Origin of the sequence: Burkholderia sp. AU27893 (assembly GCF_002223205.1) — a bacterium.
Classification (GTDB): Bacteria; Pseudomonadota; Gammaproteobacteria; order Burkholderiales; family Burkholderiaceae; genus Burkholderia.
In genome coordinates this window covers 242,993-267,755 of sequence record NZ_NKFD01000004.1, presented here as the reverse complement: position 1 = coordinate 267,755, position 24,763 = coordinate 242,993, and the positions used below count along the sequence as shown (strand labels likewise).

At 63.0% G+C, this 24,763-nt stretch carries 19 protein-coding genes; 7 read left to right on the top strand and 12 right to left on the bottom strand.

Annotated features, from left to right (window positions below):
- Nucleotides 1–260: 260 nt before the first annotated feature.
- From CFB47_RS21090 to betC, 3 genes are all read right to left on the bottom strand, one after another.
- The gene (locus tag CFB47_RS21090) at nt 261–1,400 is read right to left on the bottom strand and encodes a porin (protein WP_089441785.1); all 1,140 of its coding nucleotides are present in this window, start codon (nt 1,398–1,400) and stop codon (nt 261–263) included.
- Between the two features lie 260 nt (nt 1,401–1,660).
- Nucleotides 1,661–2,629, bottom strand: a complete 969-nt coding sequence (choX, locus tag CFB47_RS21085) for a choline ABC transporter substrate-binding protein (protein WP_089462155.1) — start codon at nt 2,627–2,629, stop codon at nt 1,661–1,663.
- A gap of 45 nt (nt 2,630–2,674) precedes the next feature.
- Nucleotides 2,675–4,210, bottom strand: coding sequence for a choline-sulfatase (betC, locus tag CFB47_RS21080; protein ID WP_089462154.1), 1,536 nt, complete (start codon nt 4,208–4,210; stop codon nt 2,675–2,677).
- 263 nt (nt 4,211–4,473) lie between these two features.
- Between betC and CFB47_RS21070 the strand changes: the two genes are divergently transcribed.
- Both CFB47_RS21070 and purU read left to right on the top strand, forming a co-directional pair.
- Complete coding sequence (locus CFB47_RS21070) at nt 4,474–5,379, top strand: LysR family transcriptional regulator (RefSeq protein ID WP_089441782.1); 906 nt, start codon at nt 4,474–4,476, stop codon at nt 5,377–5,379.
- A gap of 169 nt (nt 5,380–5,548) precedes the next feature.
- Nucleotides 5,549–6,433, top strand: a complete 885-nt coding sequence (purU, locus tag CFB47_RS21065) for a formyltetrahydrofolate deformylase (protein WP_089441781.1) — start codon at nt 5,549–5,551, stop codon at nt 6,431–6,433.
- An 18-nt stretch (nt 6,434–6,451) separates the two neighbouring features.
- On the opposite strand, the gene CFB47_RS21060 is transcribed toward purU, so the two are convergent.
- Both CFB47_RS21060 and CFB47_RS21055 read right to left on the bottom strand, forming a co-directional pair.
- A complete protein-coding gene (locus tag CFB47_RS21060; protein ID WP_089462153.1) occupies nt 6,452–7,444 on the bottom strand; it encodes a DMT family transporter in 993 nt (330 codons plus the stop codon).
- Nucleotides 7,445–7,612: 168 nt separating this feature from the next.
- Entirely contained in the window at nt 7,613–8,230 is a 618-nt protein-coding gene (locus CFB47_RS21055; RefSeq protein ID WP_089462152.1) for a TetR/AcrR family transcriptional regulator, read from the bottom strand.
- A 424-nt stretch (nt 8,231–8,654) separates the two neighbouring features.
- On the opposite strand from CFB47_RS21055, the gene CFB47_RS21050 reads away from it, so the two are divergent.
- From CFB47_RS21050 to CFB47_RS21040, 3 genes are read left to right on the top strand one after another with little or no spacing between them, the layout of a single operon-like run.
- On the top strand, nt 8,655–11,504 hold the full coding sequence (locus tag CFB47_RS21050; RefSeq protein WP_089441778.1) for a type VI secretion system Vgr family protein: 2,850 nt from the start codon (nt 8,655–8,657) through the stop codon (nt 11,502–11,504).
- Nucleotides 11,505–11,507: 3 nt separating this feature from the next.
- Complete coding sequence (locus CFB47_RS21045) at nt 11,508–13,592, top strand: phosphatidylserine/phosphatidylglycerophosphate/cardiolipin synthase family protein (RefSeq protein ID WP_089462151.1); 2,085 nt, start codon at nt 11,508–11,510, stop codon at nt 13,590–13,592.
- Between the two features lie 3 nt (nt 13,593–13,595).
- The gene (locus CFB47_RS21040) at nt 13,596–13,895 is read left to right on the top strand and encodes a hypothetical protein (protein WP_306426907.1); all 300 of its coding nucleotides are present in this window, start codon (nt 13,596–13,598) and stop codon (nt 13,893–13,895) included.
- 112 nt (nt 13,896–14,007) lie between these two features.
- Here the strand turns inward: CFB47_RS21040 and CFB47_RS21035 are convergent, their stop codons facing one another.
- Complete coding sequence (locus tag CFB47_RS21035) at nt 14,008–15,000, bottom strand: IS5-like element ISBmu23 family transposase (protein ID WP_007182917.1); 993 nt, start codon at nt 14,998–15,000, stop codon at nt 14,008–14,010.
- Between the two features lie 79 nt (nt 15,001–15,079).
- Here CFB47_RS21035 and CFB47_RS21030 point away from each other — a divergent pair, with 79 nt between their 5' ends.
- Nucleotides 15,080–16,126: a sel1 repeat family protein gene (locus CFB47_RS21030; protein WP_256946730.1), complete on the top strand. Its 1,047-nt coding sequence runs from the start codon at nt 15,080–15,082 to the stop codon at nt 16,124–16,126.
- 219 nt (nt 16,127–16,345) lie between these two features.
- Nucleotides 16,346–17,383, top strand: a complete 1,038-nt coding sequence (locus CFB47_RS21025) for a sel1 repeat family protein (RefSeq protein WP_179243754.1) — start codon at nt 16,346–16,348, stop codon at nt 17,381–17,383.
- Between the two features lie 115 nt (nt 17,384–17,498).
- Here the strand turns inward: CFB47_RS21025 and CFB47_RS21020 are convergent, their stop codons facing one another.
- From CFB47_RS21020 to CFB47_RS20995, 6 genes are all read right to left on the bottom strand, one after another.
- A complete protein-coding gene (locus CFB47_RS21020) occupies nt 17,499–19,154 on the bottom strand; it encodes an APC family permease (protein WP_089462150.1) in 1,656 nt (551 codons plus the stop codon).
- 179 nt (nt 19,155–19,333) lie between these two features.
- Nucleotides 19,334–20,197 (bottom strand): glycine betaine ABC transporter substrate-binding protein, encoded by an 864-nt coding sequence (locus CFB47_RS21015; protein WP_089426843.1) that lies wholly within the window; start codon nt 20,195–20,197, stop codon nt 19,334–19,336.
- Nucleotides 20,198–20,331: 134 nt separating this feature from the next.
- Entirely contained in the window at nt 20,332–21,486 is a 1,155-nt protein-coding gene (locus CFB47_RS21010; RefSeq protein WP_089458746.1) for a hybrid-cluster NAD(P)-dependent oxidoreductase, read from the bottom strand.
- Nucleotides 21,487–21,515: 29 nt separating this feature from the next.
- Nucleotides 21,516–22,757 (bottom strand): aromatic ring-hydroxylating dioxygenase subunit alpha, encoded by a 1,242-nt coding sequence (locus CFB47_RS21005; protein WP_089441772.1) that lies wholly within the window; start codon nt 22,755–22,757, stop codon nt 21,516–21,518.
- A gap of 52 nt (nt 22,758–22,809) precedes the next feature.
- The gene (locus tag CFB47_RS21000; RefSeq protein WP_089462149.1) at nt 22,810–23,595 is read right to left on the bottom strand and encodes an electron transfer flavoprotein subunit beta/FixA family protein; all 786 of its coding nucleotides are present in this window, start codon (nt 23,593–23,595) and stop codon (nt 22,810–22,812) included.
- Nucleotides 23,592–24,761: an electron transfer flavoprotein subunit alpha/FixB family protein gene (locus CFB47_RS20995; protein ID WP_089441770.1), complete on the bottom strand. Its 1,170-nt coding sequence runs from the start codon at nt 24,759–24,761 to the stop codon at nt 23,592–23,594. Before CFB47_RS20995 ends, CFB47_RS21000 begins: the two co-directional genes overlap by 4 nt.
- Nucleotides 24,762–24,763 lie beyond the last annotated feature (2 nt).

The window sequence follows — 24,763 nt, the reverse complement described above, 5'->3', positions numbered from 1 at the left end:
TCCCCCTGGCATGTTCTGACAACATGCACGGATGAACGAGGAGAGGGAAAGGGCGCGATTCAGCATGTGGACGATGCTAGCGCCTATAGACGGCAATGGTCAATACCGTCCGACCGCCGTTCCCCGGGCGGTAGCCAGGCTGCCGGCACGGGCCGGGCGGCTTTCGTGCCCGGTCACGCCCGGCAAAAAAAAGCGCGAACCGAGGTTCGCGCCAAAGAGAGACCGCTCGCTGAAGACGTCGCTGCCCCACCCCATCCCGCTCAGAACGAATGCCGCATCCCGATCCGCACGTCGGCTTGCGTCTGCGTCGTCGACGGCGTGAAGCTGTAGCCGACCACCGCATCGACGCCTTGCGACGCGCGCAGGTAATCGCCGGAGATGTAGATGTCGGTGCGCTTCGACAGCAGGTAGTGCAGGCCGGCCGTGCCCTGGTTCCAGTGGTGGCCTTCGAAGCGCGTGTGCTGGTAGCCCGCGATGAGGCTCAGCGCCGGCGTGAACTGGTACAGGCCGCCGCCTTCGTACACCTGCATGTGCGACGACTGGCCGAAGCCCTTGATCGTCGTGTACGAGTAGTTGGCGTCGAGCGTCAGCTTGCCGATCGTGTAGCTGGTGCCGACGCCGAACGTGCCCTGGCTGTCGACGTCCATCGCGGTGTTCGCGAACAGGTCGGTGCGTGCGCCGGTCGCCGGATCGACGGTGACGGTCTGCTGGCCGAGGAACGTGTGCGTGCCGATCATCGCGTACGGGTCGAACGCATAGATGCCGTTCGGGTTGTTCAGGCGCGTGTACGCGGCGCCGATCGAGAAATCGCCCTTCGTGAAGCTCGCGCCCGCGCTCCACGCGCTGTTGCGATGGAAGTTGCCCGCGACGTTGCCGAACGAGTACATCGCGCCGAACTTGAAGCCGCTGAGATCGTTCGACAGGAACTTCACCGAGTTCGGCAGGCGGTCGCCGTTGAAGCGGTCGAAGTCGCCCTGGTGGATCGCATAGCCGCTGCCCCACGCGGAGATGTTGTAGATCGATACGAGTTCGTTCGTGATGTCGAGCTGGTTACCGAACGACAGCGTGCCCCAGTCGTTCTGCAGGCCGACATACGCCTGGCGGCCGAATTCCGCGCCGCCGAAGCCGAGTTGCCCGTTGCCGAGGTGGAAGCCGCTCTCGAGGGTGAACACGGCCTTCAGGCCGCCGCCGAGATCTTCGGTGCCCTTGAGGCCGAAGCGGTTTCCGTAGGCGACGCCGTCATCGAACTTGACCACGTGCGAACCGCCCGTGTTGTTCACGTACGTGATGCCCGCGTCGAGAATCCCGTACAGCGTCACGCTGCTTTGCGCATGCCCAATGGCGGGAATACAGGCCGCGCATGCAAGCGCGGCGGCTACGGCAACTTTCTTTTGCTTCATTGTCGACCACCCTCCCTGAACCGTTCGATGGATAGAATCTCGTCCCGGCGCGTGCCGCGATGCGCCGGTGGATTCCAATTCAGACCGCCCCGCTGGCTTCGGCATTTCGTTTTCCGCAATAACGCAGCCATTGGCGAAAAATACAAACCCATATTTCCGGTCACCCGTCTGAAGGCGACACCAAATGGTCACGATGCGACGGATCGGGAAAATACGTAGACAGGCGGCACGGTCAAAACCGGCCGCCCGGAGGGAGGGAATCAGCGCCCGTCGAGGGCGGCGCGCACGGCCGGCAGGCCCGGGGCGCCGGCCGCCGTCGTCACGCCGTCGAGCCAGCCGGCGACCAGCGCGGGCTCGGCCTTCAGCGCATGCTGCGCCGCGAGCGCGGGCGACGTCTTGTGGTCGAGCATGTCGGCGATCATCCGGTTCTCGACGTCGACGGAGAACGTCATCTGCCGGAACAGCCGCGCGAGGTTCGTGCACTGGCCGGCGAACCCGGCACGCGTGACCGTGTTGACCGTCGCGCCGCCGTAGTTCGGACCGAAATACGCATCGCCGCCCGACAGATACGTCAGATGGAACTTCGTGTTCATCAGATGCGGCTCCCACGCGAGAAACACGATCCAGCGCTTGTCGCGCACCGCGCGCTCGACCTGCGTCAGCATGCCCGTCTCGCTCGATTCGACGAGCGACCAGTTCGCGGACCCGAGCACGTGGTCGGACAGCATCCGCTTGATGTTCTGGTTCGCGGGCGCGCCGGGCTCGATCCCGTAGATCTTGCCGCCGAAGCGGTCCGCATAGCGCGCGAGATCGGCGAACGTATGCACGCCGGCGGCCGCCACGTAATCGGGCACCGCGAGCGTGAACTTCGCGCCGCTCAGGTTCGCGTGCAGCACGTCGATCGATTTCTCGTCGACGAACGGCTTCACGAGCGGCGCCTGCGCGGGCATCCAGTTGCCGAGGAACACGTCGACCTGCCCTTTCTTGAGCCCCTGGTACGTGATCGGCACCGACAGGTTCGCCACGTCCTGCCGATAGCCGAGCGCCTTCAGCACGACGCCCGCCATCGCGTTCGTCGCGTCGATGTCGGTCCAGCCGGGCGCCGCCATCTTCACGTCGCTGCACGTCTGCGGGTCGGCCGCGTGCGCGGCCTGCGTCGTCATCAGGCACGCGGCGGCGGCGAGCGCCGCGCCGATCCTTCGGATTGCTGCACTGCGTTGCCGTTTCATGGTTCGCTTCCTCCGTCGTTCGTCAATGATCGCGATGCGGTACGCTCAGCGCCCGACTCGCGGAAACCGCGCCATTGCCTCGAGCGTGTCGAGTTCGATGTGATTGCGCATGTAGCGCTGGCTCGCGTCGGTGAACGGCTGCCAGTCCCACGCCTGGATGCGGCCCTGCGTCGTGGCCGCGTAATGGAAGCGCCGGCGCCGCTGGCTCGCGCGCACCTGACGGTCCAGCTCCGGCAGGTTCCAGCGCCGCGCGGCTTGCGCGCGGAACGCGGCGAGCACGTCGGCCGCTTCCGGCGCGCCGGCCAGGTTCGTCAGCTCGCGCGGATCGTCCGACAGGTTGTACAGCTGGTCGGGATCGAGCGGGCAATGCACGTACTTCCAGTCGCCGCTGCGGATCATCACGACCGGCGCGACCGCGCCTTCCGCCAGGTATTCGCCGAGCGCGACGTCGTGCGTCGGCGTGCCGTGCAGGTGCGGCACGAGGCTCGCGCCATCGACCGGGTCGGGCCAGCCGCCGGCCGGCGCAGCGCCGGCGAGGTCGACGAGCGTCGGCAGCAGGTCGACGTGCGACACGGGCCCGCGCACGCGCGCGGCGTCGAAGCGGCCCGGCGCATGCACGATCAGCGGCACGCGGCAGCCGCCTTCGAAGAACGTCATCTTGTACCAGAGCCCGCGTTCGCCGAGCATGTCGCCGTGATCGGACGTGACGATCACGATCGTATCGTCGGCGAATCCGCACTGTTCGAGCGCGGTCAGCACGCTGCCGAACTGCGTGTCGACATAGGATGTCGCGCCGTAGTAAGCGCGGCGCGCGGCGCGGATCTGCGCATCGGTGGGCGGCGTGCGGTCGTTCTCGCAGACGAAGCGCAGCCGCTGCGAATGCGGATCGCTTTCCGCTGCATCGAGCCGCACGGCCGGCATGTCGATTTCATCGTCGCTGTACAGATCCCAGTAGTCGCGCGTAATCGCATACGGGTCGTGCGGATGGGTCAGCGACACGACCATGCAGAACGGCCGCGCATCGTGCCCGGCCGCGCGCTCGCGCGCGACGTCGTACAGCTTCTGCTTCGCCGCGAACGTGACTTCGTCGTCGAAATCGAGCTGGTTCGTGCGCACGCACGGGCCGGCCTCCAGCACCGAACTCATGTTGTGATACCAGCTCGGCCGCTCGGTCGGGCTGTCCCAGTCGGGCACCCAGCCGAAATCGGCCGGATAGATGTCGGTCGTGAGGCGCTCCTCGAAGCCGTGCAGCTGGTCGGGCCCGCAGAAATGCATCTTGCCGGACAGCATCGTCCGGTAGCCGCCCGCGCGCAGGTAGTGCGCGAAGGTCAGCGTTTGCGCCGGCAATTCGGCGGCGTTATCGTAGGCGCCGATCCCCGACGGCAGCTTGCCCGTCAGCAGCGAGAAACGCGACGGCGCGCACAGCGGGCTCGCGCAGTACGCGGCGTCGAACACCACGCCTTGCGCGGCGAGACGGTCCAGCGTCGGCGTACGCGCGACGCGATTGCCGTAGGCCGGCAGCGCGAACGGCGTGAGCTGGTCGGCCATCAGGATCAGGATGTTGGGTGTCGGGTTCGTCATCGGCTGTCGTGGGGAAAACGGTGTTCGAATGGAGCGGCGCGCCGCTCGCGCAGCGGGACGTCCGGCATGACGGAAGCAGCTCGGCGAAAGTGCCGCACGGGCGGGCCGCGCTGGCTAGAATCGCGGAATGCGTGGCGCGGTGCCCGTGAAGCGGGCTTTGAAGCAGGCCGCGAAGCGCAGGTACCGCACCGTCCGAAGCACTATCCCCTACCCGAATTCGCGCGGGTAGGTGTCCGGCCCTTATGGGGCCATTAGAGAGACTTATGTCGAAATCCGAACCGTTACCGTCGATGCAGGCGCTGCGCGCGTTCGAATCGGCCGCCCGGCTCGCGAGCTTCACGGCCGCCGCGCGCGAGCTCGGCTCCACCCAGCCGGCCGTGAGCCAGCAGGTGTTCCAGCTCGAAGCCGAACTGGGCGTGCCGCTGTTCGAGCGCAGCCCGCGCGGCGTCACGCTGACGGCCGACGGCGAGTGCCTGTACGAAGCCGTGCGGATGAGCCTCGACACGCTGCGCGGCGCGACCGCGACCCTGCGTGCGCGCCGCGAGCACGGTGCGCTCACGATCGTTACCGACTTCGGCTTCGCGACCTACTGGCTGATGCCGCGCCTGGCCGGGCTGAAGCGCGTGATGCCGGATGTCGACGTGCGCGTCGTCACGTCACAGGATTACGACGCGCAGCGCGACCATGGCGACATCGCGATCCTGTTCGGCGACGGCCACTGGCCGTCGTGCACCGCCGCACGGCTCTTTCCGGAATCGGTCACGCCCGTCTGCTCGCCGGCGTTCCGCGACGCGCACCCGCACGTCGCGCGGGCCGAGCACTTGCTGGCCCTGCCGCTGCTGCACGTGCAGCCGACGCGCCCCGAGCGCTGGCTGTCGTGGTCCGGCTGGTTCGACGCGCACGGCCTCGATACGGCCGCCGCCGCGCGCGGCGTGACCTTCAACAGCTACGCGCTCGTGATCCATGCGGCACTGCTCGGCGAAGGCGTCGCGCTCGGCTGGTCGCCGCTCGTGGACGAACTCGTCGCGTCGGGGCAGCTCGTGAAGCCCGTCGACGCGCCGGTCGTCACGTCGCGCGGCTACTTCCTGGTGCGGCCGCCGCAACGGCCCGAGCCGGACGCGACCCACGTGTTCCGGCGCTGGCTGCTCGACGCGTGCGCGAGCGCGTGACGGGCGCAGCGCGCCCCCGCGCGCTGGCGCGCCGATACCAGCCACACGGCGCGTTGGTTCTATCCGCCCCGAAATCGTCCTGATTTACTTGAGCCTCCCGCTACCCGCGCGGCGCGGCGCCTTCGTGCGCCGCCGCACGGCCGTGCGCCCATGCCATCCGAGGAGTCTCATGACCGCCGAGCACCGCCCCGATCAATTCGTCCTGACACTGTCGTGCCCGAGCGCGGCCGGCCAGGTCGCCGCCGTCGTCGGCTTTCTCGATCGCCATCGCTGCTATGTCGATGCGCTGAACGTGTTCGACGACGATCTCAGCAACCGCTTCTTCGTGCGCTGCGTCTTTCATCCGACGGATGAAACGCTGCAGATCGATGCGCTGCGCCACGAATTCGCACCGATCGCAGCCAGCCTCGGTGGCGAGCAGGGCGACATGCAGTGGGCGATCCACGACGTGAACGCGCGGCCCAAGGTGCTGATCATGGTGTCGAAGCTCGAGCACTGCCTCGCGGACCTGCTGTTCCGCTGGCGGATGGGCGAGCTGAAGATGGACATCGTCGGCATCGTGTCGAACCATCCCGACTTCGAGCCGCTCGCCGCGCAGCACGGGCTGCCGTTCCGCCACTTCCCGATCACGGCCGAGACGAAGGCGCAGCAGGAGGCGCAGTGGCTCGACTTCTTCGAATCGAGCGGCGCCGAACTCGTGATCCTCGCGCGCTACATGCAGGTGCTGTCGCAGGAGACGAGCGCGAAGCTCGCGAACCGCGCGATCAACATCCATCATTCGTTCCTGCCCGGCTTCAAGGGCGCGAAGCCGTATCACCAGGCGCATGCGCGCGGCGTGAAGCTGATCGGCGCGACCGCGCACTTCGTCACCGACGATCTCGACGAAGGCCCGATCATCGAGCAGGTAGTCGAGCGCGTCGATCATGCGCTGCGGCCGGAGCAGTTGCTTGCGGTGGGGCGTGATGTCGAATCGCTGACGCTTGCGCGCGCGGTGAAGGCGTTCATCGAGCGGCGCGTGTTCCTGAACGGGGATCGGACGGTGGTGTTTTCGTAACACGCGAAGGCGCGACGCTCATGTGGAAACCGACGGCACGCGCGCGGGCGTCGTGCCGATTCGACGCGCCCTGCGCCGCAGGTACAGGTTGTTCAGGATCAGCGCCGCACCGGTCAGCGCGGCGCCTGCGATCTGTGCATGATTGGGCACGACGCCCGTGAATGCGGAAACGGCGAATGCCGTAATGGGCACGATGTCCATGAACAGCACGCCGTTCATCGGCCCGAGAATCCGGTTGCCCGTCATCCACAGCAGGATCGCGCCGAAGCCGGCCACCGGCCCCATGTACGCGAGATGCGGAAGGACCGCCTGCACCGCGGCAAGTGACGGTGCCGCGATCCGGTGCGTAACGATCAGCAGCAGGTTGACCGCGACGATCGTGGTCAAGCCGAGCCACGTCGTGAAGGTCGTGTATTTCAACGCCGACCAGCGGGTGAAGCGTGCCGCGCCGAACGTATAGACGACCCAGCACAACGCGCCGACGATGATCAGTGCGTTGGCCGCATAGTGCTGCGGCTCGCGCAGCGCGGCGATCACGTCGCCGCGCGTGATGACGAGGGCCACGCCGGTAAAGGACAGCACGACGAACAGCACCGACACCGGCGCGGGCGCGACGCGCCGCACCACTGCGTTGAGCAGGAGCCCCATCATCGGCTGCGTCGCCATCATGATCGACGCGGTCAGCGCGCCTTCGTCGCCGGCCAGTTGCTGGCCCAGGAATACAAACGACCCGAATCCACAAAAGCCGATCGACCCGAGCAGCCACGCGAGCGCCACGTGCTCGCCTGCCGAACGGAAAGCGCCGGGGCCTTCGACGATCCCCAGCAACGCCAGGAAGCCCATGCCGGCGACCAGATAGCGCAGCGACGTGAATGTAAAGGGATCGATGTAGCGCAGCGCATCAGTCATTACCGGAAACATCACGCCCATCAGGATCGTCGCGGTCACACATGCGACGATGCCTTTGCCGTACGCGCTCGCGACAGGTGTTGCGGGAGTTGCGTTATTCATGACCGATCATTCCCAAATTAATTGAAAAATGATGCCGGTGCTGATGTGCGCAGCGGCAGCGTCTTATTACCTTCCTTGCTGTTCTCGCCTGCCCTTCACGGTCTCGATGCGGGCATCCAGCACGCTCCACATTTGAAACCGATCATTCTCAAAATTATCAAAAAAATATCAGGCCAGCGCCCGCATCGCGATATCGACGATCGATGCCAGCTCCGACTCCGACGCACTCGACTTGCCCAGCACGCGCATGCCCTGGATCAGGCACAGCAGGAACCGGCCTACCGCTTCCGGATCGAGATTCCGGTCGAAATCGCCCGACTGCTGCCCGCGTGCGACGGCCAGGCTGAATTGCGTGCCGATGCGCAGCAGCGTCGATTCGATGTATGGGCGTAATGCGTCGTCTCCGGGCAGGAGTTCGACGGCCGAATTCGTGATGAAGCAGCCGCGTCGCTCCGACAGCCGTACACCGATTTCCGTGTAGTACAGCAGCGCCTCCCGGAGTGCCTGCCGCGGCGGCAGATCCGTCGCGAGGCGCTCCTTGAGCCGCGCGATCGCACCTTCCGCATAACGGTCGAACGCGGCGACCAGCAGCCCGTGCTTGTCGCCGAAGGTTCGGTACAGGCTGCCGCGAAAGACGCCGGTCGCCTCGCACAACGCGTCGATCGACGTCGCGTGATATCCCTGCTCCCAGAAGACGCGTGCGGCCGCATCGATCACCTCGTCGGTGTCGAATTCGCGTGGGCGCCCCCTATCGCGGGCGCCGGAAGATGTCGGCGTGAGGCTCATGGAAGGCGATATTAGAACCGATCGTTCTCAAAATCAAGTTGGAGTATCGAATTAGATTAGGAGTACGGGCTGCACACAGGCGATGACTCTCTAAAACCGCAATTTTCATTCTTTCAATTACCAAACAAAATAGATGCCCGCAGAATACCCAACATCCCCAACATTAACCAAACCGAATACTTACAAAATCAATTCACTTAACAATGACTTTCAATCACCCGCAACTCGTCTCCATGTAAACGAGCATTCATCAAGTGGAAGAAAAACCTCTTCATGCCATTGATCTATCGTGAGAAATCAAAAAAATACTTCGTCCGACAAAGTTCCGATACCACCAATTAACATCCAGCGCGCGCTCTTCATATTTAATTTCAGCGCGCGTAGAATCGCGCGATATGCCTAAATAACGAGAGAGAGAGTCAGCATGGATGCGCGAAGCATGATTGGGACAATGACGGGAGGGCTGTCCCAAGAGGGACGTATTCTTAAGCTCGATACGCCGATCGGCACCGACGTGCTGATTCCCCACCAGATCATCGGACATTCGCGCATCGGGCGTGATTACCTGTTCATGGTCGATTGCGTATCGCTCTCGCGCGACGTCCCTCTCAAGACGCTGATTTCACAACCGGTCACGCTCTGGATCCAGCAGACCGACCGGTCCTATCTCCCGCATCACGGGTATGTCCACACAGCCCGGCGACTGGGCGAAGACGGCGGGCTGACCGGCTACCAACTGCACTTCTCATCCTGGATGCATTTCCTGAAGTTCCGTCGCGACCAGCGTCACTGGCAAGACCAAAGCGCCGACGCGATCATCACCGACGTACTGGATCAACATCCGCAAGCACGCGGTATGTATCGGTTCGAACTGGCGCAACCACTGCCGTCGCGTTCGTACTGCCGTCAGGACGAAACCGATTGGAACTTCGTGCACCGCATTCTGGAATCAGAAGGGCTATACGGTATCTGGAGGCAGGCGATCGACGGCAAATCACACACGCTGGTGATCACCGATCGCCTCGAAGTGCTCGAGCCGCTGTCTCCCCCGACAGTCGCCTTTTCGCGTGCCGGCGCCCATGGCGAGGCCGACACCTTCACGCAATGGTCGGCGACACGCACGCTGCAGTCCGTGCTGCTGTCGACGCGAACGTTCGACTATAAAAACCCGCCAACACCGGCCAACCCGAAGGCGACATCGATTCCGACGATGGCTCATCAAGGCGATGTGCCCGCGCAGATGGAAGTCTACGAATATACGGGCGCCTATACCTATCCGAAGCAGGATCGCGGCGACCATCTGTCCAAACTCCGCATGGAGGAGTGGGAATCGAAAGCCAAGCGCTATCACGGCGTGGCAAACCTGCGTCGAGCCGACGCGGGACGACGATTCACGATGACCGGTCATCCCGAGCACGACCTCGATCCAGCGAACCAGCGGGAATTCGCCGTGATCGACGTCGAATGGGCCATCGTCAACAATCTGCCGCTCTCCAAGTACGAGACGAACTTCCCGCACAGCCTGTATCACGTACTGAAGAACGTGCAGGACGACGACCCCGGTGGCCTGTTCTCGGTCCCGCACGCCGATGGTTCGACCGGCTTTTATCGTGTGTCGCTTGAAGCGCAGCGCACCACCGTCGCATATCGCAGTCCGTTCGAACACCTCAAGCCAGAGGCCAAACTGGAATCGGCGATCGTGGTCGGCCCGAGTGGCCAGGAAGCGTATACCGACGATCTGAATCGCATCAAGGTTCTTTTCACGTGGGATCGGCACAACGACGGCGACGAACGCGCATCGTGCTGGGTGCGCGTTGCCCAGTCCGACGCAGGAGACGGCTACGGTGGCGTCCATATGCCACGCACCGGTGAAGAACTGCTCATCGGACATATCGGCAACGATATCGATCGGCCGATCGCACTGCTTCGTGTCTACAACGGCGCAACCAAGCCACAATGGCATTCAAATGGCCTGCTGTCAGGTTATCGGTCCCGTGAGTTTTCGGGAACCGGATTCAATCAAATGGTGATGGACGACTCGACCGGACAGAACCGTGTGCAGCTATACAGTAGCAATACCAATGCGCAATTGCATCTCGGCTACCTGATCAACCACACGGGCAACGCTCGGGGCGACTATCTCGGCAGCGGTTTCGATCTCAGCTCGGACGCATATGGGGCATTGCGTTCGGGCCGCGGACTCTACGTATCAACTCATCCGGTGGCCAACCAGCCGCTCGATACGCGCGCAGCCACCAACCAGTTGACAAGCTCTGCCAACGTGCTCGACGGTCTCTCGCAAGCTAGCGAAACGGCAAGCGCGGAAAGCCTGAAGGACGGGCATGCGGCATTGCATGCCTTTGCGGATGCAACCACTCACAGCGAAACAGGGGCCACGGGCGGCGGCGGCGTAACGGCAGGCGGTGGAACGGGAAAGGCCAGCGTATTCAAACAGCCCGTGATTCTGGTCGCCGCACCGGCAGGCATCGCACTGTCGACTCAGAAGTCTGCACATGTCGCGGCAGATCAGCATGTCAATCTCGTCAGCGGCCAGAGCACGCACATCGCAACGGGACGATCGCTGGTCGCCAGCATCACCGAGAAGTTGAGCCTGTTTGTGCAGAACGCCGGCATGAAGCTGTTCGCGGCCAAAGGCAAGATTCAGGTGCAGGCCCACGCGGATAACGTCGAGGTCACCGCGCAAAAGTCCCTGCTGCTCGCGTCGGCAACAGAGAAGGTTCAAGCCTCCGCACAACAGGAAATCCTGCTGACGTCGGGTGGCGCATACATCCGGATCAAGGACGGCAACATCGAGATTCATGCGCCAGGCAGGCTCGATTTCAAGGGTGCCGATTTCACGTTCAGCGGCCCGACCCGCATGGATGTGACGAATCCGGCGTTCAAGAATCTACCGACGCGACGCCTGACGTTAAATACGATGGCATCCCCATCCGCCACCAGCGTGGTGCCGGCAGGCATGCCGTACAAGCTCTATGCTGATGGCGCTTTGGTCAAGCAAGGCGTGCTGGACCGTACCGGCCAGTTGCCGATCGACCATCACGTCACCACGCAAAAATACACGCTGGAGATGGCTAACGGCGTCACGCACGACATTCCGGTACCGGGCGACTACCGCGACGCGGCCAATGGCGCGCTCGCCAATCAGGGTTTCCAGTTTCACGAAACGCTCCCCGAGGGCGACGCGATCGCCCTCGATCGCGCCGCACACCGGCAACTCTACAGCGACCTGCTCAACCCTTCATCGGATGCATAGGCCATGGCGACGCCAAACCAGAAGATCACCACGCCCATCGCCCAGAACGAGACATCGGCCGCGAATGTCTGCCTCCCCTGGTATGTGCAAAACACGGAATATGGTCCAAAGTCCGGATCCTTCCGGCCATTGGTCAATGGCGAAACCGCGTTTCGGGCTGTATACGATGCCATCGCAGGCGCCAAGCATTCGATCGACATCATTTGCTGGGGCTTTCAGCCGTCCATGTACTTTCGCCGTGACGGTTCCGGCATGCGAATTGGTGCGCTGCTTGAGCAAAAGGGCAAGGAAGGCTGCAAGGTACGATTGCTGTGCTGGCACGATGACCTTTACGTGGCCGAACTGAGCGAAAACAACATGCCGGGCTTCGACGGCATCACGCGCCTCAAACAAAGCTTTAGCCAGAACATGTACGACAGCCATCCCCTGATGGCACCCGACTACCAGACAGCGGAAGAGCGCAAGTTCGATACGGAATGGTACAGACGAGCCAATCTGAACAACGTTACGAGAGGCGGATCGGCGTCCTTGGCCAATCGCGTCGTCGATGACGTGGTCATGGCCCCGGTAAAGGCGGTCCAGTCGCTCACGTCCCTGTCGGACGTGCCGACCAAGTTCCTGCATCGAAAGGAGGCCATGACCAACATCGAGATCGCGACGCGCGGGTTCAGCTTTTCCGAACGCGCCGAAATCATCGGCAGGGTCTGGAACTATGGCTCGAAGTCCGACTGGAACGCAGCCATGAAACGCGGCGCGGCCAAGGGCATGGGCTCCGAGCCGACGCATCACCAAAAGATGGTGTTGATCGATTACGAGGATCCCGATCTGGCCACCGGTTTCGTCATGGGTCACAACATGCTGGACCAGTACTGGGATACCGACGATCACCACTACGACCCCAAGACGCCGAGCACGGGCCGCAATGGCCCCTGTCCGTGGCAGGACATATCGAGTCGCGTAACGGGTCCCATCCTGGAGGACCTGAACAAGAACTTCTGCGAAGCATGGGACGATGCGACGGGGCAAAATCTGACGAAGCTGCGCGCCGGGCAAGCCGGGAAGCAAAAGATCCGCACTGACTCACCTGACGATCTCAAAGTGAGGGCGCAGGTTTTGCGCACGCAGTCGCAGAAGGGCAAGCGCGACATCGGGAAAATGTACCTGCAGGCGATCAACAACGCGACGCAGTACATATTCATCCAGAATCAGTATTTCCGCTGGCAGGAACTCGCAACGAAAATCAAGAATGTCGCGACCACGCATCTCCGATGGGGCCGGGATGTCGGCCAGGACGGGCCAATCTATCTGTTCGTGATTACGAACTCCAGCGATGCGGCAGTCGGCAACGGAACGGTGAGAACGTACCAAATGTTGAATTCGCTTGGATACGGAAACACGATGCCGGGCGTCGCATTGCTGGAGCGTGAGGAAGGCATGACGGGCCAGCAGAAAGCCGTCGATGACCAGCTCACCGCGCAGCAGCACTCGCTGGAGTCGCAGCTTGCTGCAGAGCAGGCGTCGTTACAAAAAATGCAATCCCAGGGAGTGAATCCGTTTGACGGGATGGCGATGCAAGGTGCCGCAAACTACTATCAGGCGAGCCAGTCTCGGCAGCAGGATATTCAGATCGGTCTGGACGAAGTGCAGCGGAAAAAGCGCGCCAATGCGAACATCCGCCCGGATGCGCCCCCCATGGACGTACCCGGGCTTAAGATACATATTTGCACGCTCGTGGCGCCCGACTCCCACCCAGACAATTGGTTGCCGGTATACGTCCATGCCAAACTGATGACGGTCGACGACGCATTCATGACGCTCGGGTCCGCGAATGTGAACATCCGAAGCATGAATGTCGATAGCGAACTCAATATTTGTCACGAAAACAGCGATATCACGAAGCCGCTGCGAAAGAAGCTTTGGGGGCTTCATACCAACGGAGCGGGAGACCTGGACGACTATGCAAGTTCCTTCAAAGCGTGGGGCACGATCCTGGATCGCAACAAGACGTTGAACAACAAAGGAATGAAGCCTATTGCCTCGCTCGTCCGATTCGAAAGAACCTCTGATAACCGTACTTACGACGATTGATCGATGAACAGATTCATCCTGTGCATTTCGCTAGCCCTTGTCCTGGGTGCGTGTACAAAAAAGGAAAATCCAGTGTCCCAGTCACCTCACCTTCCCGAGCTCAATAGCGTGCACACCAATCTCGCATTTACCTGCACGCACGAGGCCGACCATCTCCCTTCGCTCGATCCCAAGGCAGATGAGCTGTTTCAGTATGCTCGATACCTGCAAAAGAAAAGCGGACCGAAAGACTTCGACGATATCGTCCGTTACTATCGGATAGCGGCAGCGTATGGTCACTACAAGGGAAACGCTGATCAATGAGCCTGTCGTCCGCATAACGGACGAGGCAGGTTGCAATTTTCAGATTGACGTAGGAATTTGACGACATGCGAGGTGAGTTTCGCTCGTATTCGGGCCTCACTTCCCGCGTTTTTCACACACATGACGGATTGCTCCCATGAGTCGACAACAGCTGATTTTTCGCGATCACCAGGTTCGCCAGCGCGAACAGACTGAACAGCTGTGCCGTGTTCCTGGCTAGACCCTTGTAGCGCACCTTGCGATGACGAAACAGGTTCTTCACGACATGAAACGGATGCTCGACCCGGGCGCGGATCTGCGCCTTGGTTCGCTCGACCGCGATCACGAGGTCCTTCAGCGGACCTTCCTGCATCGCCCTGATCTTTCCGCGCTTGAGCGCCACGTGCCACTTCACCGTCTTGCCCTTCATCTCCTCGCGCTTGTCCACGCCGGTGTAGCCCGCATCGCCAAACGCTTCCTGCTCATGACCGTGCAGCAGGGCGTGGGCCTGCGATACGTCCGGCTCGTTGGCCGCCGTGGTGACCACGCTATGCACCAGACCCGAGTCGGCGTCGACGCCGACATGGGCCTTCATGCCGAAATACCAGTCGTTGCCCTTCTTCGTCTGATGCATCTCCGGGTCACGGCTCTTCCCGGCGTTCTTCGTGGACGGCGCAGCCTCGAAGATCGTCGCATCCACCAGCGTGCCTTCCTTCATCATCAGCCCGCGCTCGCACAACTCGATGCCGATCTCGTCGAACAGCTTTCGCGTCAGTGCGTGCTCGACCAGCAGGCGCCGGAATTTCAACAGCGTGGTGGCGTCCGGCACGTTCTCGCGCGCCAGGTCGATGCCCGCGAAGGCGCGCATCGCGATGCTGTCGTAGAGCGCATCTTCAAGCCCTTCGTCCGACAACCCGTACCACTGCTGCAGCAAGTAGATCCGCAGCATCCGTTCCAGGCCAATCGGCGGCCGGCCACGCTCGCCCTTCGGGTAATACGGCCCGATCACCGACAGCAGCCGCGACCAAGGGACGACCTTCTCCATCTCGGCCAGAAAGCGTTGACGCTTGGTCACCCGCTTCTTGCCCGCACTTTCCGCTTCCGCAAAACCGATCTGCCGCTGCATCGTCGTGGGTCCGTTCCGTGAGCTTCTTTCTACAACGCCCTTGGCCTCGTCAGCGATGACCGCCAAGCCGAATTGATCAGTGTTTCCCAAGGCGAACAACAACGCTCAACTCCTGATTTCGCAAGAACTGGCCCATTCTCCCGCCCCGGAAAAAGAGGTGGTTGATCTCGCTTCACAACTGGTCGAGCAAGGCATACCCGCCGGTTACTACAATATCGGCCACTATCTCGAAACCGGTTATGGCTTGAAGCAAGACAACGAGATGTCACTGCGCTACTTCCGAAAGGCCGCCGATCTGGGCAATCCCGACGCGCAGTACTACATCGGAGAATTACTCGCCCCGCGAGACAATGCACCGGCCATTGCAAAACAGATGCGGGAGTGTGCTACGGCTCAAGGCAATGGCAAAGCAGCCAACATGCTTGGCGCGGACTTGATGACCGACGGCTTCTATCAGGAAGCACTCAAGGCTTTCCAGAAAGGTGCCGAGTCGGGAGACTCGCAAAGTACGTTCATGCTCGAACATGCATTTCAGGGGCCGCCTAAATCCGACGCGCTGTATTACCTGGCCCTGTCCAACGATCCCGAACGAACACGACGCTACGAACTGATCGGAAAATTTATCGACAGCAACGACGGCCGCAATCCGAAGGTTCCCGACATCGACAAGATCGTCCCTCTGCCACCCGCAAAACTTCCGCCGTGGGACGGCAGCTTCCAGTGGCAGAAAGAGCAAGATGCCGCCACGCCTCCGCAAAAGCCTTCCGACGAGATGATCAACGAAATGGCGAAGGCGAAGCACCTCGATCCGGCAACGGGGCTACCGCTCGCCGGCGTCCAGGACAAAGTCTCGGAGGAACTGCAGCCGGTGACCGTCGCGACGCGACTGCCGATCGGAACGGTCGCTCGCACCGGGGAACGCTGCCCCGAGGACGGAGTCTGGTGCGCAACCCTGAAGGAAGGTCAGGCCGGCGACTCGGAACGGCGGTTTCTGAAGGGCGATACGCTGCCCTCGATCATCGTTCACGAATCAAGGGCACTCGCGCTTCTGGATCGCGTGATCGGTACGCGCCAGCAGACGACGCAGGTCGCGTGGCGACTCATCTCGTACCTCGATCAGGCCTGACACCCGCGAATGCGTCACATTCGGCACACTCCGCGGCTCCCGAGCCGGACTCGCCTCCGGCTCGGGAACCTCGTCGCGCGCTACGTGGTCAAGTGCAGATGCAACAACCAATCGTCAACGGCATGCGGGATCTGAAATGAGATTCGGTCAACCGTAGTGCTTCGACACTTCGGACTTCCTGTCGGGATGCATCTGAATCGTACCTACGATGATCGATCGATGAACAGACTCGCCCTGTGCATTTCATTCGCCCTTCTCATGGGCGCGTGTACGAAAAAGGAAAAACCGGCGCCCGAGTCAACCACGCTTCCCGATCTCAACAGCGTGCAAGCCAATCTCGCATTTACCTGCACACACAACGCCGACCATCTTCCTTCGCTCGATCCCAAGGCAGATGCATTGTTCCAGTACGCTCGATACCTGCAGAAGCGGAACGGACCGAAAGATTTCGACGATATCGTTCGTTACTATCGGATTGCCGCCGCGTATGGACACTACAAGGCCAACGACAACGCTCAACTCCTGATTTCGCAAGAACTGGCCCACTCTCCCGACCCGGCGAAAGAAGCGGTTGATCTCGCCTCACAATTGGTCGAGCAACGCATACCCGCCGGCTACTACGACATCGGCCAATATCTCGAGGCCGGATACGGTCTGAAGCAAGACAACGAGATGTCGCTGCATTACTTCCGAAAAGCTGCCGATCTGGGCAACCCCGACGCTCAGTACTACATTGGGGAACTACTCGCACCACGGGACAATGCACCGGTCATTGCGAAGCAGATGCGGGAGTGCGCTACAGCTCAAGGGTATGGGAAAGCCGCGATGATGCTCGGCCTGGACTTGAAGACCGACGGGTCATACCCGGAGGCACTCAAGACCTTTCAGAAGGGTGTCGAGGCCGGAAGTGCCGAATGTGCGTTTACGCTCGAAAATGCGTTTCAGGGGCCGGCGAAATCTGACACCTTGTATTACCTGGCCCTCTCGCATGACCCCGAACGCTCCAGACGATATCAAGTGATCGGAAAATTCATCGACAGCAACGACGGCCGCAATCCGAAGGTGCCTGAAATCGACAAGATCGTCCCTCTGCCACCCGCAAAACTTCCGCCGTGGGACGGCAGCTTCCAGTGGCAGAAAGAACAAGATGCCGCCACACCTCCGCAAAAGCCTTCCGACGAGATGATCAACGAAATGGCGAAGGCGAAGCATCTTGATCCGGCAACGGGGCTGCCGCTCGCCGGCGCTCGGGGCTAAGTCTCGGCGGCGCCGGGCACAGTCAAGCGCACATGTCGCGCGCACTGCGCCTCCCGTGCCTGACCCGTGCGCAGTTTCCGCGTCCGGCCCGAGAGTCGCGTTTCGCACTACACGTTCACTTCACCCACGCAAAGTAATACGACAACCAGATCGTGAGCCCCGCGCCAACCAGCGCAACGTAAGGCATCAGATTCAGCCACATCGCACGCTTCGGTACTTCGAGTTCCATGTCGCGCTGCATCTGCGCCGGAAAGCGGCCGCGATCCTGCCAATAGTGACGGAACAGGAACACCGGCACGATCAGCAGCATCGCGATCAGCCCGTTGCGCAGCGTGCCCTCGCCCTGCAGGTTCGCGCCTGCACCGACATACACCAGGTTCGCGTAACCGCAGATCGCACCGCCGACGAGCAACCACGTCGGGCAGCAGAACGGCCGATCCCAGTTGCCGCGATCCATCCGGTGGATCCAGCCCGACTGAAGATTCAGGAATACGAACAGCATGTAGCAGACGTTCGAGATCGACAGCACCGTCATGTAGTCCGACATCATCAGCAACACGAGGTTGAAGCCGAGATCGGTCCACATCGCGCGCGTGGGCGAGCCGTGCTCGTTCACGTGCGACAGGTACTTCGGCAGCCAGCCGTCGACCGATGCCTGGTACAGCGTGCGCGACGAGCCCATCATCGACGTCATCACGATCAGCAGGATCGAGAGCATCAGCATCACGACCACCGCATTCGCAACCCATGCACCGCCGCCGACGATCTTCGCCATCGCAGCCGCGACGCCGGTGCCGTCGCCGATCGACGGATCGAGCATCGCCTGCGTGCCGAGCGCGCCCTGGAACGCCATCGGCACGAGCGTCATCACGACGAGGCACAGCGCGCCCGACCAGAAGATCGCCTTGGCGGTATCGCGACGCGGGTCACGGAATTCACGCGTGTAGCAGACGGCCGTCTCGAAGCCGTACGAAGCCCAGCCGGCCATGAACATCGCGCCGAGCGCCATCGTGACGCCTTGCCCGTTCCACGAGCCGAACGTCGCGGCCGTGAGGTTGCCGTGCGCGTCGTGACCGAGCGGCAGCAGCGGGAGCAGGTTCGACATCGGCACGTCGCCCGTAATGAACGGCACGATGCCGACGATCAACAGCGGCGTAAGCGATGCGATGCCGAGAATGCGCTGCGTACGCGCAGCCTTCGACGCACCGCTGTGCTGAAGCTTGAACGTGATGAGAAGCAGGATCGTCGCGATGATGAACGTCGCATTGATCCGCAGGGACAGACCGGGCTTGATGAACCCGAGATCCGCAACCTTGAGCTGCCAGTGCAGCACCGCCGCGTCGGCGGCAAAGAGACTCGTGAGCGCATAGCTCGCCGCGAGGCCGCAGCCGAGCGCGAGCATCGGCGACCACGCGAGCCAGTTGCACCACACGGAAACCGGGGCAATCAGCTTGCTGTAACGGACCCAGCCAATCGCGCCATACACGGACGCGCCGCCCGATTTATGGGGAAATAGCCCCGATATTTCCGCATAAGTCGCGCTTTGAACCAGCCCCATCGTGATCGCGGCGATCCAGATCGCCCACGCGGGCTGGCCGATCGTCGCGCATACGCCGCCGATCGTGAACAGCACGCCTGCCGGCACGCCGCTCGTTACCCAAAAAGCGTCTTTCCAAGTCAGGCCACGATGCAGCGTGTGGCCCGGCGAATCATGTGAGATGGTTGCCTCAACATCACTGGTGCGATTCGCACGCAGTCCTGCTTGACTCATCCAATTCCTCCTGTGATGACTCCGCACAAGGGCGCTAGTGTAACAACTTACGCTCTTTTCTGCAGAATCAAAAAAATAATTCCGGGATAAGGTCGCGTCGCAGTGCGATTATTTCGCATTACTACCGACCCTTCCCGGACTGTCTCTTCATCTATTTATCGAGGCGATTCACTGCCGGCTTACTGCACGCCTTCCGTCCACGCATTCACACGATCCGCGTGCGCGGCGATCCACGCATCGGCTGCCGCTTCCGGCTTCGAGCCGTTCTGGATCGCCAGCATCACGCTGTCGATTTCACCCGGCTTCCACTGGAATTTCTTCAGGAACGCGACCACCGGCTTCGCCTTCGTTTCGAGCCCCGGATTCACGACGCTGTCGACGTGCTCCGCGCCGCCGAACACCTTCTTCGGATCCTCGAGGAAGCGCAGCTTCCACTTCGCGAACATCCAGTGCGGCGCCCAGCCCGTCACGATGACCGGCTTGCTCGCATTGACCGAACGCGACAGCTCGGCCGTCATCGCGCTGCCCGAGCTCGGCATCAGCGTGTAGTTCAACCCGTAGCTCTTGATCGCGTCGTCGGTCTTGCGCATCACGCCTGCACCAGCATCGATGCCCACGATCCGGCCGCCGAAGCTGCCCTTCTCCGCGTTCAGGTCGTCGATGCTCTTCGCCTTCACGTACGCAGGCACGATCAGGCCGATCTTTGCATCCGGGAAATTCGCGCCGAGGTCGACGACCTTGGCCTTGTATTCATCCCAGTACGAGCCGTGCGTGACCGGCAGCCACGCGGACAGCGTCGCATCGAGATCGCCGCGCGCGACGCCCTGCCACATGATCCCGGCCGCGACCGGCACGAGCTTCACTTCGTAGCCGAGCTTCTTCTCGATCACGCGCGCCGCGACGTTCGACGTCGCCACGCTGTCGTCCCAGCCTTCGACGTAACCGATCTTCAGCGTGGGCTTCGTATCGGCAAGTGCGGACGCGCTCAGCGCCACCATGGCCGACAGTGCGCCGGTCCACAACAGTTTTCCGAACAGCTTCATGGTCGATCTCCTTGATATGCGCACCGTGCGCGTTGCCTCTCTAGGTTCTTCAACCACAAATCCGCGGTATCGTTGTTTTCCGACGGATGCTTGTCCGGACGCGACGCGCCCGGACAGCCGATGGCGGGTTGCGACTACTTGTCGATCACGAGATCCGACAGCGGCTTGCTGCAGCACAGCAGCACCATCCCCTGGTCGATCTCGCGCTGGCGGATACCGCCGTTGTGCTTCATTTCGACCTGCCCCGACACGAGCTTCACCTTGCAGGTGCCGCACATGCCCTGCGTGCACGAGGCCGGCAGCCGCACACCTGACTGGCGCGCCGCATCCAGCACGTGCTGCTCCGAGCCGCACGAAATCTCGCGATTGCTCTTCGCGAAGCTGACCGTGTACTGCTTCGTTTCGGTGCCGGTGTCGGCGCCGTCGGCCAGCGGGGCGAGATCGGCGAGCAGTTCGTCGCTTGCGGTTTCGGCAAGCGTTTCGAACGAGAAGCTTTCCTCGTGATACTGCTTGCGATCGAAGCCGGCTTCGTCGAGCAGGTCGCGCACGGCCTTCATGTACGGCGCGGGGCCGCACGTGAAGATTTCGCGCTCCATGAAATCCGGTGCGATCAGCTTCAGCAGCGGCAGCGTCAGGAAGCCCGTGACGCCCGGCCAGTTGGTGCGGGCACCGACGCGCTCGACGACGAACGACGTGCGGAAGTTCGTGTGGTTCGACGCGATCAGGTCGAGCTCGCGCGCGAAGATGATGTCGTCCGGCGTACGTGCGCTGTGCACGAACAGGATGTCGCGATCCTCCGCGAGATCATGATGCGCGCGGCTCATCGACATCAGCGGCGTGACGCCCGAGCCGGCCGACAGGAACAGGTACTTGCGCGCCGGATGCCGGGCGCACGTGAATTCGCCGGCCGGGCCGAGCACGCGCACCGCGGCGCCCGGCTGCAGGTTGTCGTGCAGCCAGTTCGACACCTTGCCGCCCGGCACGCGCTTCACCGTGATCGACACCGTGTGCGGCCGCGCGGGCGACGACGAGATCGTGTAGCAGCGGTTGATCGTTTCGCCGTCGATCTCGAGCTCGAGCGTAAGGAACTGCCCGGGCTCGAACGAGAACGAGCGGCCCTGCGGCGAACGGAAGAAGAAACTCTTCACGTCGTGCGTTTCCTGCCGCACGTGGCAGCACACCAGCGTTTCCTCGACGTCGCTCGTCCAGCGCTCGGGAAGGGCGTTCCAGAACGCCGGGCGCGTGACCCGGCTGTCCGTCGGCTCGAAGTTGGCCGCATCTCGCATCATGTCTTGCTCCGCTTGTCCGCTTCTGGGTACTACGCGCCGGTTTTTTCGGCGAGCCGGCCGATGTACCAGGCCGAGAATTTTTCGACGAGACCTTCCGTGAACGGCGAATACGGGCCCGGCTCGTACGCGCTGCTGGTCGCGCCGCGCTGCGAGAATTCGACGAGCGCGCGATCCTGGTCGTTGGTCGCGTTCCACACGGCCGTGAGGTTCTTCACGTCGTAGTCGATGCCTTCCTTCGCGTCCTTGTGCACAAGCCACTTCGTGCGCACCAGCGTCTTGCCGGCCGACAGCGGGATCACCGAGAACGTCACGATGTGATCGCTCATGAAGTGGTGCCACGAGTTCGGCTGCGTCCAGAACGACAGCCCGCCGAGGTCGGCCTTGTCGAAGCCGCCGAGCAGCTTCTTCGATGCGACCTTCGCATCGAGCGTCTGCGATTCGCCGTGGCGATCGAGCGGCAGGCGCTGCGTGCGGAAGCCCGTCACGTCGAGCAGCTTCTCGATCTCTTCGGACGGCAGGCCCATCTCGGCCCACTCCTTGCCGCGCCGCACGCAGGTTTCCGCGAATGCATCCATGCCTTCGGCGTTGGCGTCGGAGCGCTGGTAGCCGAAGCCGTATTCGTACAGCGAGATGGTGAGCTCCGGATGGTTCGCGACGCAGTGATAGCACTCGCGGTTGTTCTCCATCGTGAGCTTCCAGTTGCCTTCCTCGATGATGTCGACCTGCGCGGCGATCTTCGTGTTCGGCAGATCGTGCGGCAGCAGGTACGGCTCCATCTCGGCGCGCAGCTGCGCGAAGTCGGCGGGCGGCTCGTCGGCGAGGCAGACGAAGATCAGGCCCGCGAGGTTCTCGACGTGCACCGACTTCAGGCTGTGCTTGCAGCGGTCGAACTTCTCGCCCATGTGCTCGGCGAACATCAGCTGGCCCGTCAGGTTGTAGGTCCAGCTGTGGTACGGGCACACGATGTTGCCGACCGAGCCCTTGTCCTCGTTGCACAGGCGCGCGCCGCGGTGACGGCACACGTTGTGGAACGCGCGGATCGCCATGTCGTCGTCGCGCACGATCAGGATCGAATCGCTCCCCAGTTCCACGGTCACGTAGTCGCCCGGCTCCGGAATGTCCGGCTCGACCGCCACCTGGATCCAGTGCTGGCGGAAAATCGCCTCCATGTCGAGCGCGAAGATGTCCTCGCTCGTGTAGAACGGTGCCTCGAGGCTGTAGCCTTCCTTGCGCCGCTCGATCAATGCACGAATGTCTGCCGATACTTTCATCGTTTGCTCCGGATTCCTTGCATCCCTGGGTTCTTGCCGACAGGCATCAAAATCAGTAGTCGATGAGCTGATGCTCGCGCAAATACGCGAGGATCACTTGTGCTTTTTCGACCGAACTCCCTTCATTTACGACGTTGCCGCCACGGCTTTCGGTCGTCGTCGCGGACAGCATCCGGGCATGCCCGGAGCGCTTCTCGGCGGCGACCAGCTTTACGGGTTTACGCTCGATCGGGCCGACCTTCCACGCGGCCGCGTCGGCGTCCGCGCCGGGCGCCGCGAGCGCCGGCCGGATCGCGCCGGCGCGCAGCCGCGCATACGCGTAGCGCGGCTCGGCATTGGCGAGCGGATGGACGGCGACGACGGCCGGCAGCGCCGCGTCGACGCGCCGCCGCAGCCCTTTCGGCAAAAATTGCCGGACGGCCACGCGGCCGCCGTCGACCGTCACGTCGACGGCCGAACCGACCAACGGATAGCCGAGCGTCGCGGCGACGCGATACGGCAGCATGCCGGTGTCGTACGCGCCCTCGGCGCGCGTGCCGGTCAGCACGAGGTCGTAGTCCTCGACACGCGCGGCGAGCGCATGCACGGCGTCGTCGCCGTCGCGGCAGGCCAGCACCTCGACCTCCCGTGCGCCGAGCGCGAGATATTCGGCAAGCGCCGCATTCGCGGGGTCGCCCGCATGGATCACGTCGAGCGTCGCGCGATGCCGCTCCGCGAGCTGGCGGCCGGTTTCGAGCGCGGCCGCGTCGTTGCGGCTGTAGCGCGCGACGCCGCTGACCGGATGACGGCCGACGGACACGAGCACCGCGATGCGTTGCAGCTGGCGGGGGGCGTTCATGCAGCGACTCCTTCCGGTTCACGGGTGCCGACCGCGGCCGGCGATTCGCCACGCGCGGCGCGCGCGGCCTGCACCTGCTCGATCAGCGCGGCGATCGTGCCCTGCGCGTCGCCGACCACCGTCAGGTTCGCGCGCTTCGCGATCGGCGCGCTGCCGTCGAGGTTCACCGCGATCACGTGGCGGCAGTCCTTGATCCCCTGCAGGTGTTGCACCGCGCCCGAGATGCCGAACGCGATGTACACGCTCGCCTCGACCGTCTTGCCGGTCGCACCGACCTGCTTGTCGCGCGTGAAGTGACCGTTGTCGACCGCGACGCGGCTTGCGCCGATCGCCGCGCCGAACGCACCGGCCAGCCGCTCGAACGCGCCGATGTCGGACACGCCGTTGCCGGCCGATACGATGAAGTCGGCTTCCTCGAGCGCGACCTGGGCCGCGTCGATTTCGTCGAGGCCGAGATCGCGGTACGGTTGCGCGGCGTCGTGTGCCGGGCGAATGAAGTCGGCAGCCACGCGTTCGCCCGCACCGACGAACGGCAACTTCGCGTCGACCGCGTTCTGCGCGAGCAAGATCACGTCGGGCAGCGCGCGGGTGGCAAACGCGCGCCCCGCGTGCGCATACGCGCCGACATGCTTCGCGTCGATCTCGACGACATGCGTCGCGACGCTCGCGCCGGCAGCCGCCGCGTAGCGCCGGCCGAGATCGCCGTCGCCCGTCGCGTTGTCGGGCACGAACACGTGTTTCGGCGCAAGCGCCGCCACGCACGCCTGCAGCGCTTGCAATTCGCTTTCAGGGTCGAACGCGCGCCGATCGAAGCCGGCGAGTTCAAGCAGCTTGTCGACGCCCAGTTCGGCCACGTCGTCCTTCAGTTCGCCGAACGCCAGCAGCGCGACTTCGGTCTGCGCATCGGCGAGCAATGCGGCGGCGGCAATCGCCTGCCGCGAATGATCGTCGAGCGCGCCACGTTCGCCGTGCGCGACCACCAGCATCACGTGCTTCGGATCCTGCACCGCGCGGCGCGGCTTCGCAGCCGCCGCGCCATGACCGTGCGCGATCCCGTGCACGGCGTTCGCATCGGCGCTGCCTTCCTCGCCGAGCGTGATGCGCTTCAGGCCGGCGGCCGTGATGATGAACGGGCGGCGCGGATCGATTCGTTTGATCGTGTTCATCG

What these genes read in the sequence shown, in the direction of transcription:
- CFB47_RS21010 (WP_089458746.1), bottom strand. Translation starts at nt 21,486, where the DNA reads ATGATGCGAGATGCGGCCAACTTCGAGCCGACGGACAGCCGGGTCACG.
- CFB47_RS21060 (WP_089462153.1), bottom strand. Translation starts at nt 7,444, where the DNA reads ATGAATAACGCAACTCCCGCAACACCTGTCGCGAGCGCGTACGGCAAA.
- choX (WP_089462155.1), bottom strand. Translation starts at nt 2,629, where the DNA reads ATGAAACGGCAACGCAGTGCAGCAATCCGAAGGATCGGCGCGGCGCTC.
- CFB47_RS21025 (WP_179243754.1), top strand. Translation starts at nt 16,346, where the DNA reads ATGAACAGACTCGCCCTGTGCATTTCATTCGCCCTTCTCATGGGCGCG.
- CFB47_RS20995 (WP_089441770.1), bottom strand. Translation starts at nt 24,761, where the DNA reads ATGAACACGATCAAACGAATCGATCCGCGCCGCCCGTTCATCATCACG.
- CFB47_RS21090 (WP_089441785.1), bottom strand. Translation starts at nt 1,400, where the DNA reads ATGAAGCAAAAGAAAGTTGCCGTAGCCGCCGCGCTTGCATGCGCGGCC.
- CFB47_RS21070 (WP_089441782.1), top strand. Translation starts at nt 4,474, where the DNA reads ATGTCGAAATCCGAACCGTTACCGTCGATGCAGGCGCTGCGCGCGTTC.
- betC (WP_089462154.1), bottom strand. Translation starts at nt 4,210, where the DNA reads ATGACGAACCCGACACCCAACATCCTGATCCTGATGGCCGACCAGCTC.
- CFB47_RS21000 (WP_089462149.1), bottom strand. Translation starts at nt 23,595, where the DNA reads ATGAACGCCCCCCGCCAGCTGCAACGCATCGCGGTGCTCGTGTCCGTC.
- CFB47_RS21040 (WP_306426907.1), top strand. Translation starts at nt 13,596, where the DNA reads ATGAACAGATTCATCCTGTGCATTTCGCTAGCCCTTGTCCTGGGTGCG.
- CFB47_RS21020 (WP_089462150.1), bottom strand. Translation starts at nt 19,154, where the DNA reads ATGAGTCAAGCAGGACTGCGTGCGAATCGCACCAGTGATGTTGAGGCA.
- CFB47_RS21005 (WP_089441772.1), bottom strand. Translation starts at nt 22,757, where the DNA reads ATGAAAGTATCGGCAGACATTCGTGCATTGATCGAGCGGCGCAAGGAA.
- CFB47_RS21055 (WP_089462152.1), bottom strand. Translation starts at nt 8,230, where the DNA reads ATGAGCCTCACGCCGACATCTTCCGGCGCCCGCGATAGGGGGCGCCCA.
- CFB47_RS21050 (WP_089441778.1), top strand. Translation starts at nt 8,655, where the DNA reads ATGGATGCGCGAAGCATGATTGGGACAATGACGGGAGGGCTGTCCCAA.
- CFB47_RS21015 (WP_089426843.1), bottom strand. Translation starts at nt 20,197, where the DNA reads ATGAAGCTGTTCGGAAAACTGTTGTGGACCGGCGCACTGTCGGCCATG.
- CFB47_RS21035 (WP_007182917.1), bottom strand. Translation starts at nt 15,000, where the DNA reads ATGCAGCGGCAGATCGGTTTTGCGGAAGCGGAAAGTGCGGGCAAGAAG.
- purU (WP_089441781.1), top strand. Translation starts at nt 5,549, where the DNA reads ATGACCGCCGAGCACCGCCCCGATCAATTCGTCCTGACACTGTCGTGC.
- CFB47_RS21045 (WP_089462151.1), top strand. Translation starts at nt 11,508, where the DNA reads ATGGCGACGCCAAACCAGAAGATCACCACGCCCATCGCCCAGAACGAG.